At 68.0% G+C, this 15,507-nt stretch carries 13 protein-coding genes; 9 read left to right on the forward strand and 4 right to left on the reverse strand.

Annotation, left to right across the window (positions count from 1 at the left end):
* Window positions 1-82: 82 nt before the first annotated feature.
* Together F1599_RS02345 and F1599_RS02350 are read right to left on the reverse strand one after the other, a co-directional pair.
* A complete protein-coding gene (locus F1599_RS02345) occupies window positions 83-721 on the reverse strand; it encodes a CNP1-like family protein (protein WP_223819432.1) in 639 nt (212 codons plus the stop codon).
* A complete protein-coding gene (locus tag F1599_RS02350) occupies window positions 714-1,373 on the reverse strand; it encodes an RNA pyrophosphohydrolase (RefSeq protein ID WP_150082123.1) in 660 nt (219 codons plus the stop codon). Before F1599_RS02350 ends, F1599_RS02345 begins: the two co-directional genes overlap by 8 nt.
* A gap of 236 nt (window positions 1,374-1,609) precedes the next feature.
* Here F1599_RS02350 and F1599_RS02355 point away from each other — a divergent pair, with 236 nt between their 5' ends.
* The 4 genes from F1599_RS02355 to F1599_RS02370 all read left to right on the forward strand — a co-directional run bounded on the left by F1599_RS02355 (window position 1,610) and on the right by F1599_RS02370 (window position 6,137).
* The gene (locus tag F1599_RS02355; protein WP_149316588.1) at window positions 1,610-3,337 is read left to right on the forward strand and encodes a proline--tRNA ligase; all 1,728 of its coding nucleotides are present in this window, start codon (window positions 1,610-1,612) and stop codon (window positions 3,335-3,337) included.
* A gap of 130 nt (window positions 3,338-3,467) precedes the next feature.
* Window positions 3,468-4,232 (forward strand): lytic transglycosylase domain-containing protein, encoded by a 765-nt coding sequence (locus F1599_RS02360; protein WP_150082152.1) that lies wholly within the window; start codon window positions 3,468-3,470, stop codon window positions 4,230-4,232.
* Window positions 4,229-5,248 (forward strand): 2OG-Fe(II) oxygenase, encoded by a 1,020-nt coding sequence (locus F1599_RS02365; RefSeq protein ID WP_150082125.1) that lies wholly within the window; start codon window positions 4,229-4,231, stop codon window positions 5,246-5,248. Before F1599_RS02360 ends, F1599_RS02365 begins: the two co-directional genes overlap by 4 nt.
* A gap of 268 nt (window positions 5,249-5,516) precedes the next feature.
* Window positions 5,517-6,137, forward strand: a complete 621-nt coding sequence (locus F1599_RS02370; protein ID WP_149316590.1) for a LysE family translocator — start codon at window positions 5,517-5,519, stop codon at window positions 6,135-6,137.
* A gap of 130 nt (window positions 6,138-6,267) precedes the next feature.
* On the opposite strand, the gene F1599_RS02375 is transcribed toward F1599_RS02370, so the two are convergent.
* Both F1599_RS02375 and ffh read right to left on the reverse strand, forming a co-directional pair.
* On the reverse strand, window positions 6,268-6,813 hold the full coding sequence (locus F1599_RS02375; protein WP_149316591.1) for a hypoxanthine-guanine phosphoribosyltransferase: 546 nt from the start codon (window positions 6,811-6,813) through the stop codon (window positions 6,268-6,270).
* 147 nt (window positions 6,814-6,960) lie between these two features.
* A complete protein-coding gene (gene ffh, locus F1599_RS02380) occupies window positions 6,961-8,364 on the reverse strand; it encodes a signal recognition particle protein (protein ID WP_149316592.1) in 1,404 nt (467 codons plus the stop codon).
* Window positions 8,365-8,669: 305 nt separating this feature from the next.
* Between ffh and F1599_RS02385 the strand changes: the two genes are divergently transcribed.
* The 5 genes from F1599_RS02385 to F1599_RS02405 all read left to right on the forward strand — a co-directional run bounded on the left by F1599_RS02385 (window position 8,670) and on the right by F1599_RS02405 (window position 15,386).
* Complete coding sequence (locus tag F1599_RS02385; protein WP_149316593.1) at window positions 8,670-9,641, forward strand: cytochrome C assembly family protein; 972 nt, start codon at window positions 8,670-8,672, stop codon at window positions 9,639-9,641.
* Between the two features lie 15 nt (window positions 9,642-9,656).
* Complete coding sequence (locus tag F1599_RS02390; RefSeq protein ID WP_150082127.1) at window positions 9,657-9,971, forward strand: PP0621 family protein; 315 nt, start codon at window positions 9,657-9,659, stop codon at window positions 9,969-9,971.
* A complete protein-coding gene (gene ampD / locus F1599_RS02395; protein WP_150082128.1) occupies window positions 9,968-10,573 on the forward strand; it encodes a 1,6-anhydro-N-acetylmuramyl-L-alanine amidase AmpD in 606 nt (201 codons plus the stop codon). Before F1599_RS02390 ends, ampD begins: the two co-directional genes overlap by 4 nt.
* Before the next feature lie 535 nt (window positions 10,574-11,108).
* Window positions 11,109-14,048: a ribonucleoside-diphosphate reductase subunit alpha gene (locus F1599_RS02400; RefSeq protein WP_150082130.1), complete on the forward strand. Its 2,940-nt coding sequence runs from the start codon at window positions 11,109-11,111 to the stop codon at window positions 14,046-14,048.
* 135 nt (window positions 14,049-14,183) lie between these two features.
* A complete protein-coding gene (locus F1599_RS02405) occupies window positions 14,184-15,386 on the forward strand; it encodes a ribonucleotide-diphosphate reductase subunit beta (protein ID WP_149316597.1) in 1,203 nt (400 codons plus the stop codon).
* The last annotated feature ends 121 nt before the right edge of the window (window positions 15,387-15,507 follow it).

Raw genomic sequence — 15,507 nt, forward strand, 5'->3', positions numbered from 1 at the left:
GCGAATTGCCGCCCCCGGCCTTTCTGAACGGACGGAGGGCGAATCGCGCCCTCCGGTCTTCATTCCTGCCGACCGATACGCCTTACCGGTACGCGCCCTGCCGCGCGACGCCGTCGCGGATCGCCCGCACGATGTCCTCGGTCTTGCCCGCCACCGCGCGTCCGTCGCACAGGTATTCGGACGCCAGCGTCGCCGCATAGCTGTTGCGCACGCTGGTGCTCATCGTGCGCCATTGCTCCGCGCCCGCGCTCTGGTTCGGCACCCAGGTCTTGCTGCCGGGCGGCATGGTGGCGAACAGCTTGCGCTGGAACACGTCGCAGCGCACCCCTTCGTAGCTGATGTTGCGCACGCCGGTCGGGCTGGTGATCACCGCGGTGTAGCGCACCGCGCCGTCCTCGCCGACCATGATGGACTTGGCGTCCACGGCGAACGACAGGCGCCCGGTGGTGCTGACGTCGAAGGGCAGCAGGTCGGCGTCCGCGGGCGGCGGCGGCAGCTTGGTCGCGGCCTCCTGGAAGCCCTTGGAGGCGAGCCGGTCGAGCAGGAAGACCGGTTCCTCGGCCTCCTCCGCTTCCAGCTGGGCGGCGCGCTTGGGCGTTTCTGTGCTGGTGGAACAGGCGCTCACCAGGGCGAGCGCGAACAGCGTGGCAAGCCCGGCAGCCAGACCCGAAGGGGTCGCGCTGCCGGCGCGGCGTCGGCCGAAGCCGGCGGGTTTATTCATCAGTGCTCCGCGTTTGCGCGCAGACCGGCGGTTCCGGCTGCGTCAGGGTAGGGGACGGCTGGCTGGCGGCCGGCGCATTGCCCGGACCTTGCCGGCCTGCGCGTGGGCCGCCGGCGCGGCCGGGGTTGCCATGGGTCCCGGCATGGTGGTTGCCGTAGGGACTGAGCGGCGCCCGCGGGCCGCGATGCAGAAAGCGCGACAATTCCGTCAGCGCCATCTGGTAGACCTCGCGCTTGAATTCGATCACCGCGTCGAGCGGCACCCAGTACTGGCTCCAGCGCCAGGCATCGAATTCCGGGTGGTCGGTGGCGCGCAGACAGATATCGCAATCGCGCGCCGCCATGCGCAGCAGGAACCAGATCTGTTTCTGTCCCTTGTAATGCCCGCGAATCTCGCGGCGTATGAACTTGTCCGGCACCTCGTAACGCAGCCAGTCGCGCGTGCGACCGACGATCCTGACGTGCTCGGGCAGCAGTCCGACCTCTTCATGCAGTTCGCGGTACATCGCCTGTTCCGGCGTCTCGCCGTATTTGATGCCGCCTTGCGGAAACTGCCAAGAATGTTCGCCGATTCGCTTGCCCCAGAACACCTCGTTCCGTGCGTTGATGAGGATGATGCCGACGTTCGGGCGAAAGCCTTCACGATCGAGCATGACTGCACCTCGAATCCTTTAGAATTACGTCGATTATAAAGGAAGCGCGGGGTCCGTCCGGGCCGCTCCGGGGTGGTGGTTTTCCCCGACGAAATGCGCCGTTTCAGGCGCCTTTCGCCGGTCCGCAAACCGTCTCACCACCCGGGTCCTTGCCCGCCTTTCCTTGACCTGTTTTACCCCTTACGCCTTTTCCCATCGATCCGCGCCGCGCGCGCTGTCCCAACCGAAAGCCACGGATGAAAGCTTCGCAATTCTTCATTTCCACTCTCAAGGAAGCCCCCGCCGACGCGGAGATCGTCTCGCACAAGCTAATGATGCGCGCCGGCATGATCAAGAAGCTGGGTGCCGGCATCTATAGCTATATGCCAACCGGCCTGCGCGTGATCCGCAAGATCGAGCGGATCGTCCGTGAGGAGATGAACCGCGCCGGCGCCGTCGAACTGCTGATGCCGTTCGTGCAGCCGGCCGAGCTGTGGCAGGAGACCGGCCGCTGGGACAAGATGGGCCCGGAGCTGCTGCGCCTGAAGGACCGCCATGAGCGCGACTTCGTGCTGCAGCCGACCTCGGAGGAGGTCGTCACCGACATCGTCCGCACCGAGATCCGCAGCTACAAGCAGCTGCCGCTGAACCTGTATCAGATCCAGACCAAGTTCCGCGACGAGCGCCGGCCGCGCTTCGGCATCATGCGCGGGCGCGAATTCACGATGAAGGACGCCTATTCCTTCGATCGCGACGAGGAAGGGATGAAGGTCTCGTACCGCCAGATGTACGACGCCTATATCCGTATCTTCCAGCGCTTTGGCCTCGAATTCCGCGCGGTGGCGGCCGACAACGGCGCGATCGGCGGCTCGGGCTCGCACGAGTTCCACGTGATCGCCGACACCGGCGAGGACGCCATCGTCTACTGCCCCGAGTCGGACTACGCGGCCAACATGGAGGCTGCCGAGGCGCTGCCGTTGGTCGCCGAACGCGCGCCCGCGCGCGAGGCGCTGACGCGCACGCCCACGCCGGGCAAGGCCAAGTGCGAGGACGTCGCCGAGCTGCTGGGCATTCCGCTCGAGCGCACCGTCAAGTCGATCGTGCTGGCGACCGAGGGCGCCGAGGGCGAGCCCGCGCAGATCTGGCTGCTGCTGCTGCGCGGCGATCACGACCTGAACGAGATCAAGGCGTCCAAGGTGCCGGGCCTGGCCGAGTTCCGCTTCGCCACCGAGGCGGAGATCGTCGCCACCTTCGGCACGCCGCCGGGCTATCTGGGCCCGATCGGTGCCAAGGCGCCGATCCGCGTGGTGGCCGACCGCACCGTCGCCAACATGAGCGACTTCGTCTGCGGCGCCAACGAGCGCGACTATCACCTGACCGGCGTCAACTGGGGCCGCGACCTGCCCGAGCCGCTCGTCGCGGACCTGCGCAACGTGGTCGAGGGCGACGCCTCGCCCGACGGCAAGGGCCGCCTGGCGATCTGCCGCGGCATCGAGGTCGGCCACGTGTTCATGCTGGGCACGCGCTATTCGGCGGCGATGAACGCGACCTTCCTCGACGAGAACGGCAAGACCCAGCCGATGCAGATGGGCTGCTACGGCATCGGCGTGACCCGTATCGTCGGCGCGGCGATCGAGCAGAACTACGACGAGCGCGGCATCATCTGGCCCGCCGCGATCGCGCCGTTCGAAGTGGTGGTGTGCCCGGTCGGCTACGACCGTTCGGAAGCGGTCAAGGCCGAGGCCGACCGCATCCATGCCGAGCTGCTGGCGGCCGGCGTCGACGCGATCCTGGACGACCGCGGCGAGCGCCCCGGCGTGATGTTCGCCGACTGGGAGCTGATCGGCGTGCCGCACCGCGTGGTGGTGGGCGACCGCGGCCTGAAGGAAGGCCAGGTCGAGTACCAGGGCCGGCGCGACGCCGAGGCGAGCCGCGTGGCGGTGGCCGACATCGTCGGGCATGTGCGCAAGCTGCTGGCCGACTGAGGCCATGCAACCGCCGCGATGCGCCGCCATCGCGGCGGCGCCGCTTCCCGGCAAGTCTCCGGGCATGCGTCCGGGCAAGTTTGCCGGCAGCGTCCGGGGCAGGTTTGCCGAACCCACGTCGGGGCTGGCGATGCTGGCGGCTGCGCTGCTGTCCGCGCTGGCGCTGCTGCTGGCTTCGCCCCCGGCGCACGCCGGTGCCCAGCGGGAAGAGCAGCTGGCCGACGCCGTGCGCGGCGCGCTGGCCGCGGCGAGCGCGGATGCGCGTCCGGCCCGTCCGGTATTTGTCTCCGCCGGCGAGCGCGACGCCTATCTGCGCTGGGTGGCCGAGATGTCGCGCCGCCTCGAGCCGCGCATCCCCGAGCCGTTGATCCGCACCGAGCTGGTCGAGACCGTCTATTACGAGGCCAAGCGCGCCGGGCTGGAGCCGGCACTGGTACTGGGGCTCATTCAAGTCGAGAGCAATTTCCGCAAGTACGCGATCAGCACGGCGGGCGCGCGCGGGCTGATGCAGGTGATGCCGTTCTGGGCGCGCACCATCGGCGATGGCGACGCGCGCAAGCTGTTCCATCTGCAGAGCAATCTGCGCTACGGCTGCACGATCCTGCGCCACTACCTGGACCGCGAGTCCGGCGACCTGTTCCTGGCGCTGGGCCGTTACAACGGCAGCCGCGGCCGCGCGGAATACCCGAACGCGGTGCTGGCCGCGTGGAAGCGCTGGCAGCAGGCCGAGGTCGCGGTCACGGTGGCGAGCGCCGCCGAGTCCAATGGCGCGCTGGCGGCCGCAGCCCGCCCCGGCCGTGCGGGCGATGCCGCCGCGCGCCTGCTGCCGGCGCCGTCCCGACCCCTCGGCGGCCCCGCCGCGTTCCCGCCCACCCGCCTGTCCGATCCGTCATGACCTCCCGCTCGCATCCGGCGGCCGGCAAGACCGGCTACGCCACCTCGTCGCCCGAACTCGAACGCTGGCTGGCCCGGCATATCGCGCAGGGCTTCGGCGCCGACGCGCTGGTGCGGTCGATGTGCCAGTCCGGCTACGATGCGGGCTTCGCGCGGACCACCGTGCAGGCCGCGCTCGCCGGAGCCGGGGCGCGCGGCGCGCGGTCGGGTCCATCGCCGGCGGCATCCGCATCGTCACTGTCATCGTCATCGTCATCGTCATCGTCATCGTCGTCGTCGTCGTCGTCATCGCGGTCCGCGAAGGCCAGGACCGCTGCGGAAGTCACGACGCACACTGCGCAGGCCGCCGCCGACGCGACCCCCGCCATCACCGCCCCCAATGCGCTGCCCGCCGGCGACGGCCGCGACGTGCCGGTACTGTTCGCGATGGAATCGCCCCGCATCGCGCTGTTCCAGCGGCTGCTGATGCCGGACGAATGCGAGGCGCTGATCGCGCTGTCCCGCGGCCGGCTGGCGCGTTCGCCGGTGGTCAATCCCGATACCGGCGACGAGAACCTGATCGACGCGCGCACCAGCATGGGCGCGATGTTCCAGGTCGGCGAGCATCCGCTGATCGAAACGCTCGAGGCGCGCATCGCGGCGGTCACCGGCGTCCCGGTGGAACAGGGCGAAGGGCTGCAGATCCTGAACTACAAGCCCGGCGCCGAATACCAGCCGCACTACGACTTCTTCAATCCGCAGCGCCCGGGCGAGGCGCGCCAGTTGCGCGTCGGCGGACAGCGCATGGCGACGCTGGTGATCTACCTGAACGACGTTCCCGCCGGCGGTGCGACCGCCTTCCCGAAGCTGGGTTTGCGCGTCAATCCGGTCCAGGGCAATGCGGTGTTCTTCGCCTATCTCGGCGAGGACGGCGCCCTCGACGAGCGCACGTTGCACGCGGGGCTGCCGGTGGAGCAGGGCGAGAAGTGGATCGCCACCAAGTGGCTGCGGGAAGCGCCGTATCGGGCGGAAGGCTGAACGCACGCCGGCCCGGGCCGCCTGGCGCTCGATCGCGATCCGCGCCCGGGAATCCGCCCCCGGGAATCCGCCCCCGGAATCCGCCCCCGGAATCCGCCCCCGGAATCCGCCCCCGGAATCCGCCCCCGGAATTCGCCCCCGGAATTCGCCCCCCAGCTGTGCCGAACCGCAAGCAGCACTGTGCCGGTAATTGGCCGGCAATCTGTACCGGTACTGTATAGGGCCGCCACGCTAGACTGCCGCTTCCCCTGCATTCCAAGGAGTTGCCATGGCACTGTCGGAACTGGCGGCAGGCTCTGCCGTGTTTGCCGCCTTCGGCGGCTTCGTGCTGGTGTCGTCGATCACCCCGGGACCGAACAACACGATGGTGCTCGCATCCGGCGTCAATTTCGGTTTCGTCCGCACCATTCCGCATCTGCTCGGCATCAGCAGCGGCTTCGCGCTGATGATCGCGCTGATCGGCCTCGGGCTGGGCTCGCTGTTTACCGCACTGCCGTGGACCTGGCCGCTGCTGCGCGTGGCGGCCACCGTGTACCTGGTCTATCTCGCGTACAAGCTGGCCACCGCCGGCGGCGTGCAGGACCGCCAGGTGGCCAGGCCGATGAGCTTCCTGCAGGCGGCCGCGTTCCAGTGGGTCAATCCGAAGGCTTGGGTGATGGCGGTGGGGGCGTGCAGCGCCTATGTGCTGCACCCCAATCTGTGGCTCAACGTGCTGCTGCTGGCCGGCCTGTCGGCGATCATCAATCTGCCGAGCGTGGCGGTGTGGGCGGTGTTCGGCGCCTCGCTGCGCCGCTGGCTGGCACGGCCGCGCGTGCTGCGCGTGTTCAACGTGACGATGGCGGTCCTGTTGCTCGGCTCGCTGTGGCCGATCCTGGCGGCCGGACACTGAGGGGCGTCCGGCGGGTTTGGGCTGCGGCTCTGGCCGTGGGTGCGGTGGAGGTGCTGGAGTCCGAGCCGGAGCCGGAACCGCGGCTGGAGTCGCCTCCCGCGCCGGGACCGCCTCCGGAGCCGGTGCAGGCTCAGCCCTTCAGCGCCCGGATCGTGCCGAGGTTGCGCCAGTAGCCCTTGGCGTCCATGCCGCAGCCGAACACATAGCGGTCCGGCACCGTGAAGCCGCAGAAGTCCGGATGCATCGGCTTGGCCTTGGCCAGCGTCTTCTCGCACAGCACCGCGGCGTAGAACTCGCGCGCGCCCATGTCCATGATGCGCTGGCGGATCGCCGCCATGGTCTCGCCCTCGTCGAGGATGTCGTCGAGCACCAGCACGGTCCGGTCCTTGACCGACTCGCGCGGCGCCACGCGCCACTGCATCTCGCCGCCGACCGTCTTGTTGTTGTAGCGGGACAGGTGGATGTAGTCGAACTCCAGCGGGAATTCGAGCTTGGGCAGCAGCATGCCGGTGAAGACCACGGCGCCGCCCATCACCGACAGCACCAGCGGGAAGCGGTCTCCCATCTTGTCGGTGATCTCGCGCGCCATGCGGTCCAGCGATTGCTGCACGGCCTGGGCGCTGACGATTTCCTCGGAGTTGGCCCACAGTTCGCGGGCCTGTTCGGCAGTCATCATGATGTTCGGTCCTGGTCTGGCGGTGTTCTTTGCGGCGGCAGCCGGCCAGGGAGCCAGCGTGCCGCGGTCGGTATTGCGATTGGTGCGTCCGATTGCTGGTGCGATCGATGGCGCGGTCGGTGGCGCCATCGGGCTTCGCTCGGCGGATCAGCGGTTGAACAGGCCCTTCATGCCGCCCTTCATCGCGCCCATCGAGCGCATCATCTTGGCCATGCCGCCGCCCTTGAGCTTCTTCATCATGCTCTGCATCTGGTCGAACTGGTTCAGCAGCCGGTTCACTTCCTGCACCGGCACGCCGGCGCCCGCGGCGATGCGGCGCTTGCGGCTGGCCTTGATCAGCTCGGGCTTGGCGCGCTCGGCCGGTGTCATGCTGTTGATGATGCCTTCCATGCGGCGCACCTGCTTCTCGGCCTGATCCATATTGGCGCCCTGGGCCTGCTGGGCGAACTGCGCCGGCAGCTTGTCGACGAGGCTGCCCAGTCCGCCCATCTTCTTCATCTGGCCGATCTGCGCCTTGAAGTCCTCGAGGTCGAAGCCGCCGGTCTTCTTGATCTTCTTGGCCAGCTTCTCGGCCGCTTCCATGTCGACGCCGCGCTGCGCCTCCTCGACCAGCGCGAGGATGTCGCCCATGCCCAGAATGCGCTGGGCCATGCGGTCGGGGTAGAAGGGTTCGAGGCCGTCGAGCTTCTCGCCGACGCCGACGAACTTGATCGGGCGGCCGGTCACGTGCCGCACCGACAGGGCCGCGCCGCCGCGCGCATCGCCGTCGAGCTTGGTCAGCACCACGCCGGTCAGCGGCAACGTGTCGTTGAAGGCCTTGGCGGTGTTGACCGCGTCCTGGCCGAGCATCGCGTCGACCACGAACAGCGTTTCGGCCGGCTTGAGCGCGGCGTGCAGCGCGGCGATCTCCTGCATCATCGCCTCGTCGATGCCGAGCCGGCCGGCCGTGTCGACGATCAGCACGTCGTGATAGTGCTTGCGGGCCCAGTCGACCGCCGCGCGGGCGATGTCGACCGGCTTCTGGTCCGGCTGCGACGGGAAGAAGTCGGCGCCGACCTGTTCGGACACGGTCTTGAGCTGGGCGATCGCGGCGGGCCGGTAGACGTCGCACGAGACCGTCAGCACTTTCTTCTTCTTGTTTTCCTTGAGCCATTTGGCCAGCTTGCCGACCGTGGTGGTCTTGCCCGCGCCCTGCAGGCCGGCCATCAGGATGATTGCCGGCGGCTGCACCGCCAGGTTCAGCTCGGCCGCCTTGCCGGGCGCGCCGTCGGCCGAGACGGCTTCCTCGCCGCCGATCACCGCGGTCAGTTCGCGCTGCACCACGCCGACCAGGGCCTGGCCCGGCGTGAGGCTGCCGACCACTTCCTCGCCCAGCGCCTTTTCCTTGACGCGGGCAACGAACTCGCGGACCACCGGCAGCGCGACGTCGGCCTCGAGCATGGCCAGGCGAACCTCCCGCAACATCTCGGCGGTATTGGCTTCGGTCAGGCGTGCCTCGCCGCGCATGGTCTTGACGACCCGCGCCAGGCGTTGAGTGAGATTGTCCAGCATGGCAGAAATCCGGAGAGGGGCTTTGTAGGGTTGCGGCGCGCCGCCGCGCTTATCGGCCAGTCATCGATCGGTTGTTGGCCGACCATCGGCCGGCTGTCGACCGACTGGTAACCGAGCGTCGACCGGCCATCGACCGACCGGTGACCGGGCTTCGACTGCATCGTCGACCGCGCGGGTCCGGACCGTGGCGTGGCACCGGCGGGGGGCGATGGCGCCGGGCGTCCATCGCGGCGTCGCCCGTCCGGCCTTGCCGCCGCGGCCACTGCCGTCGATCACCACGGCAGGCGCTAGGGTAAACTGCGCGAATGGCGATTGTACTGTATGCCCTGACGGCACTCCTCTATTGCGCGCTGGCCTATCACGGCTGGGCGACGCGCCACGCCGGGCTGGCCGCCAGCACGGCGGGCGGTCCGGCGGGCGGACCCGGTATCGGAGGCCAGCCGGGCTCGATGGTGCTGGTGCCGGGCCCGACGCCGGGCGGCAGCGCCGAGGGGCAGCCCGCCTGGTGGCATGTGCTGATGGTGGCGGTGCTCGCCAGCCACGGCATGCTGCTCCATGAAACCATCTTTCCGGCCGACCGCATGGTGTTCGGCTTCGCCTTCGCGCTGTCGGCGATGCTGTGGCTCGGCGTCGGCATCTACTGGATCGAGAGCTTCTTCTTCTCGCTGGCGGGCCTGGGGCTGGTCGTGATCCCGGTGGCGATGCTGGCCAGCCTGATGCCGCTGGCCTTCCCCGGCGCGCAGATCCTGGGCTACGCCGCGCGGCCGCTGTTCAAGCTGCATTTCATCATCGCCAACGTCGCCTACGGGCTGTTCACGCTGGCGGCCTTCCATGCCTTCCTGATGCTGCTGGTCGAGCGCCGGCTGCATGGCTTCAACCGCGGCCACGGCGTGCACGTGCCGGGCGGCGCGATGGCCGCCGGCGCGCCGCAGCAGGTCGGCTGGCTCGGCCGCTGGCTCGATCTGCTGCCGCCGCTGCTGACGCTGGAGAAGCTGCTGTTCCGCCTGATCGCGGCCGGCTTCGTGCTGCTGACGCTGACCATCGCGTCCGGCCTGCTGTTTTCCGAGGAGCTGTTCGGCCGGGTCTTCCGCTTCGACCACAAGACCGTGTTCGCGGTGGTCTCGTGGGTGATGTTCGCCGGCATCCTGGCAGGCCGGCGGTTCTACGGCTGGCGCGGCCGCGTGGCGCTGCGCTGGGTCATCGCCTCGTTCTGCATCCTGCTGCTGGCCTATGTCGGCAGCCGCTTCGTGATCGAAGTGATTCTGCATCGCCTCTGAAGCAAGGCATCGTCGATGGCACGTCTGTTCCTGTTGCTGGCGATCCTGCTGGCTATTTTCTGGTGGCTGGGCAGCCGCGTGCGCGCGCGCCGGGCCGAACCCCCTCCGGCCGATGCCGGCGTGCCGCGGCAGGGCGCCGACGGCCGCGCGCAGGAGCCGATGGTGCCGTGCGCCCATTGCGGCGTGCATCTGCCGCGCAGCGAGGCGATCGCCTACCAGGGCCTGCACTACTGCCGTGCCGCGCATCTGCCCGAATCCCGGGACCGTTTTGGCGACGAGGGCGGCGATAACGGTGACAACCGCGGCGGCGACCGCGGCGGTCCCGCATGACGGCGCCGCTTCCGTCCCGGCTGCGGCTCGACGGCGCGGGCTGGGTCGAGGGCGCGCGCCGGGTGCCGTCGCCCAACTTCGATCCGCGTCCGCCCGGCATGCCGGTCGACCTGCTGGTGGTGCACAACATCAGCCTGCCGCCCGGCGAGTTCGGCAGCGACGATATCGAGGCGCTGTTCCTGAACCGGCTCGACCCGGCTCGCCATCCTTTCTTCGCCACCATCCACGCGGTCCGCGTGTCGGCGCATTTCCTGGTGCGCCGCAGCGGCGAGCTGGTGCAGTTCGTCTCGTGCCAGGACCGCGCCTGGCATGCTGGCCAGTCGGCCTTCTTCGGCCGCGAGCGCTGCAACGACTTCTCGATCGGTATCGAACTGGAAGGCTGCGACACGCTGCCCTTCGAACCGGCCCAGTACGACACCGCCACGGCGCTGACCCGGCTGCTGCTGCGCGCCTATCCGATCGGGGCTGTCGCCGGCCACAGCGATATCGCCCCCGGACGCAAGACCGACCCCGGCCCGTGCTTTGACTGGCCGCGCTTTGCGCGAGGCGCCGGACTGGCGCCGGCGATGCTGCCGTACCGCCGCGGCGGGGAGGCGGCCTAGCCGAAAACCCCTGCCGGTGCGGGGCTATCGGGGGCTATCGGTCGGGATATTGGCGGGCTATCGAAAGCGCGGTGCTCATCGAAAAAAATTCTTTCGTCGGTGCGGCAACCGACAAAACGGCCGCAAGCCTTGAGCCGCTTGGTCTGGCGGGGAGGTGGGGGTCCGGCGTGGCGCCGGAGCGGCCTGCCGAAGCGCTTGTCAAGACTGGTCAACGCGATTCATTTCACTATACTTAGTCCAGCTTTTCGTTATGACCACTATATCTAGTGGTGCTTTCGGGGAGCCGACCTAGGCGTGCAGCGTTCGCCACGGGCTCGGCAGGTTGCCTTCGCGCCACGCGCGTCAAGCGTTTCCAGCCGGCCGCCAGCGCATGCACCGGCGCGCCACAGGGTCGGCACGTCACAAGAGCCCTCCACGGGAATGCAGCAAGGCAGTAATCCGGCACGGCATCGCCGCGCACGGGATGTCTCTTTTTGCGCATTTTCCAGGGGCTCTTTGTCGTTGATAACACTGGTCAAAAAAACAGGAGTGCTTCATGCAGACGGCCCAACAAGAATTCGCCGGCAAGGCCGGTTCCGCCGCCGTGGCGCAGCCGAGCCCCGCCGCTGACAACGCCGCTGGCAACTACCAGGATTACAAGATCATCCGCCGCAACGGCGCGGTGGTCGCTTTCGAGCCGAGCAAGATCTCGGTGGCGATGACCAAGGCCTTCCTCGCCGTCAACGGCGGGCAGGGCGCCGCCTCGGCGCGCGTGCGCGAGCTGGTCGAGCAGCTGACCCAGAACGTGGTGCGCGCGCTGCTGCGCAGCCGTCCGAACGGCGGCACCTTCCACATCGAGGACGTGCAGGACCATGTCGAGCTGGCGCTGATGCGCTCGGGCGAGCATGAGGTCGCGCGCGCCTACGTGCTCTACCGCGAGAAGCGCAACCAGGAGCGCAGCCACGCCAACGCGCAGGCCGTCGCCCGCGTGCAGCAGGGCGGCGTCAGCTTCAACGTGACCGATGGCGGCGTCACCCGGCCGCTGGACCTGGTCGCGCTGCACGCGCTGATCGACACCGCCTGCGCCGGCCTGGGCGGCGGCGTCGAGGCCGAGCCGATCCTGAAGGAAACGGTCAAGAACCTGTACGACGGCGTGCCGATGAGCCAGGTCTACGACTCGGCCATCCTCGCCGCCCGCACGCTGATCGAGAAGGACCCGGCCTACAGCCAGGTCACGGCCCGCATCCTGCTGCACACGATCCGCAAGGAAATCCTCGGCGAGGAAGTGACCCAGGCCGAGATGGGCAGCCGCTACGCCGAGTACTTCCCGAAGTTCATCGCCCGCGGCATCGAGGCCGAGCTGCTCGACGAGAAGCTGGCGACCTTCGACCTGGCGCGCCTGGGCGCGGCGCTGGACGCCTCGCGCGACTTCCAGTTCAACTACCTGGGCCTGCAGACGCTGTACGACCGCTACTTCCTGCACATCGACGAGACCCGCATCGAGATGCCGCAGGCCTTCTTCATGCGCGTCGCGATGGGCCTGGCGCTGAACGAGAGCGACCGTGAAGGCCGCGCCATCGAGTTCTACAACCTGCTGTCGTCGTTCGACTTCATGTCGTCGACGCCGACGCTGTTCAACTCGGGCACGCGCCGCTCGCAGCTGTCCTCGTGCTACCTGACCACGATCTCCGACGATCTGGAAGGCATCTACGAGGGCCTGAAGGAGAACGCGCTGCTGTCGAAGTTCGCCGGCGGTCTGGGCAACGACTGGACCAATGTGCGCGCGCTGGGCTCGCACATCAAGGGCACCAACGGCAAGTCGCAAGGCGTGGTGCCGTTCCTGAAGGTGGTCAACGATACCGCCGTGGCGGTCAACCAGGGCGGCAAGCGCAAGGGCGCGGTCTGCGCCTACCTGGAGACCTGGCATCTGGACATCGAGGAATTCCTCGAGCTGCGCAAGAACACCGGCGACGACCGCCGCCGCACGCACGACATGAACACCGCGAACTGGATTCCGGACCTGTTCATGAAGCGCGTGATGGAGAACGGCGAATGGACGCTGTTCTCGCCGTCGACCTGCCCGGACCTGCACGACAAGGTCGGCAAGGAATTCGAGAAGGCCTACCTCGGCTACGAAGAGAAGGTCGCGCGCGGCGAGCTCAAGCTGTTCAAGAAGATCCCGGCGATGCAGCTGTGGCGCAAGATGCTGGGCATGCTGTTCGAGACCGGCCATCCGTGGATCACCTTCAAGGATCCGTGCAACATCCGCAGCCCGCAACAGCACGTCGGCGTCGTGCACAGCTCGAACCTGTGCACCGAGATCACGCTGAACACCAACGACAGCGAAATCGCGGTCTGCAACCTGGGTTCGGTGAACCTGGTCGCCCACCTGAAGCAGCAGGCCGACGGCAGCCACGTGCTCGACCACGCCAAGCTCGAGAAGACCATCCGCACCGCGATGCGCATGCTCGACAACGTGATCGACATCAACTACTACGCGGTCGACAAGGCGCGCAATTCGAACCTGCGCCACCGCCCGGTCGGCATGGGCATCATGGGCTTCCAGGATTGCCTGCACGTGCTGCGCGTGCCGTACGCCAGCGACGCCGCCGTGCAGTTCGCCGACACCTCGATGGAAGCGGTCTGCTACTACGCCTACCAGGCCTCGACCGAGCTGGCCGAGGAGCGCGGCCGCTACAGCACCTACGAGGGCTCGCTGTGGGATCGCGGCATCCTGCCGCAGGACTCGCTGAAGCTGCTGGCCGAGGAACGCGGCGGCTACCTCGAGGTCGATCAGTCGTCGACGATGGATTGGGACAAGCTGCGCGCCCGCATCAAGCAGCACGGCATGCGCAACTCGAACTGCATCGCGATCGCGCCGACCGCGACGATCTCGAACATCATCGGCGTGTCGGCCTGCATCGAGCCGACCTTCCAGAACCTGTACGTCAAGTCGAACCTGTCGGGCGAGTTCACGGTGGTCAACGACTACCTGGTGCGCGACCTGAAGGCACGCGGCCTGTGGGACGAGGTGATGGTCGCCGACCTGAAGTACTTCGACGGTTCGCTGGCCCGCATCGACCGCATTCCGCAGGACCTGCGCGACCTGTACGCGACCGCGTTCGAGGTCGAGCCGACCTGGCTGGTGGAGGCCGCCAGCCGCCGCCAGAAGTGGATCGACCAGGCCCAGTCGCTGAACATCTACATGGCCGGCGCCTCGGGCAAGAAGCTGGACGACACCTACAAGCTGGCGTGGATCCGCGGCCTGAAGACGACCTACTACCTGCGCACCATCGCCGCCACGCACGTCGAGAAGTCGACCGTGTCGCGCGGTTCGCTGAACGCGGTGTCGTCGGGCGCCGCCGCCGGCGGTGCCTCGGCCTCGGCGCTGGACCAGGCCGCCGCCTCGGCGCCGGCGATGCCCGAAGCCGAAGGCGCGGTCTGCACGATGCGCCCGGGCGATCCGGGGTTCGACGAGTGCGAGGCCTGCCAATAACGGCAATGCCGGCACGCGGCGCCACGCGGCGCGCGTGCCGGTCCTGATACTGGTACCCGATCCGGACCCGATGGCCCGCGCCGCGCGCGGCCCCGGGGGCCGGCTCACCAGAGCGTTACACGGAGAACCAACACCATGCTGAGCTGGGACGACGACGTTCAAGCCAATCCGCAGGCTGCCCCGCAGCCCGCGCCTCAACCCGCCCTGCAACCTGCCGTTGCTGCCACCGCCGACCAGCAGGGCGTGCTGCCGCCCGCTGCGACGCAGCCGGGCGCCGGCATCCTCGGCAACAACCCGAACGCCGCGGCCGCGCAGAGCACGCGCCGCGTCAACGCCGCCGACAAGCGCGTGATCAACGGCGCCACCGACGTCAACCAGCTGGTGCCGTTCAAGTACAAGTGGGCCTGGGAAAAGTACCTGGCCGGCTGCGCCAACCACTGGATGCCGCAGGAAATCAACATGTCGCGCGACATCGCGCTGTGGAAGGACCCGAACGGCCTGACCGAAGACGAGCGCCGCATCATCAAGCGCAACCTGGGCTTCTTCGTCACCGCCGATTCGCTGGCCGCCAACAACATCGTGCTGGGCACCTACCGGCAGATCACCGCGCCCGAGTGCCGCCAGTACCTGCTGCGCCAGGCCTTCGAGGAGGCCATCCACACGCACGCCTACCAGTACATCGTCGAGTCGCTGGGGCTGAACGAGGCCGAGATCTTCAACGCCTATCACGAGGTGCCGTCGATCCGCGACAAGGACGAGTTCCTGATCCCGTTCATCGACACGCTGACCGATCCGTCGTTCAAGACCGGCACGCCGGAGAACGACCAGAAGCTGCTGAAGTCGCTGATCGTGTTCGCCTGCATCATGGAAGGCCTGTTCTTCTATGTCGGCTTCACGCAGATCCTGGCGATGGGCCGGCAGAACAAGATGACCGGCGCCGCCGAGCAGTACCAGTACATCCTGCGCGACGAGTCGCTGCACTGCAATTTCGGCATCGACCTGATCAACCAGATCAAGCTCGAGAACCCGCATCTGTGGACGGCGGAGTTCAAGGAAGAGATCGTCGGCCTGTTCAGGAAGGCGGTCGACCTCGAATACCGCTACGCCGAGGACACCATGCCGCGCGGCGTGCTGGGCCTGAACGCGCCGATGTTCAAGAGCTATCTGCGCTTCATCTGCAACCGCCGCTGCCAGCAGATCGGCCTCGATCCGCTGTTCCCGAACGAGGAAAACCCGTTCCCGTGGATGAGCGAGATGATCGACCTGAAGAAGGAGCGCAACTTCTTCGAGACGCGCGTGATCGAGTACCAGACGGGCGGTGCGCTGTCCTGGGATTGAGATTGCCAGCGTCGCGCCGGGCTGTCGGACGGTAGCGAAATCAGCGGTAAGGAAGGGGACGTTTCGGTCGAAACGTCCCTTTTTTCATCAAAGAGGATGCGGGTGCGAGCGGAGCGGGGTG

The organism is Cupriavidus cauae, assembly GCF_008632125.1.
In the GTDB taxonomy this organism is placed as follows: Bacteria; Pseudomonadota; Gammaproteobacteria; order Burkholderiales; family Burkholderiaceae; genus Cupriavidus; species Cupriavidus cauae.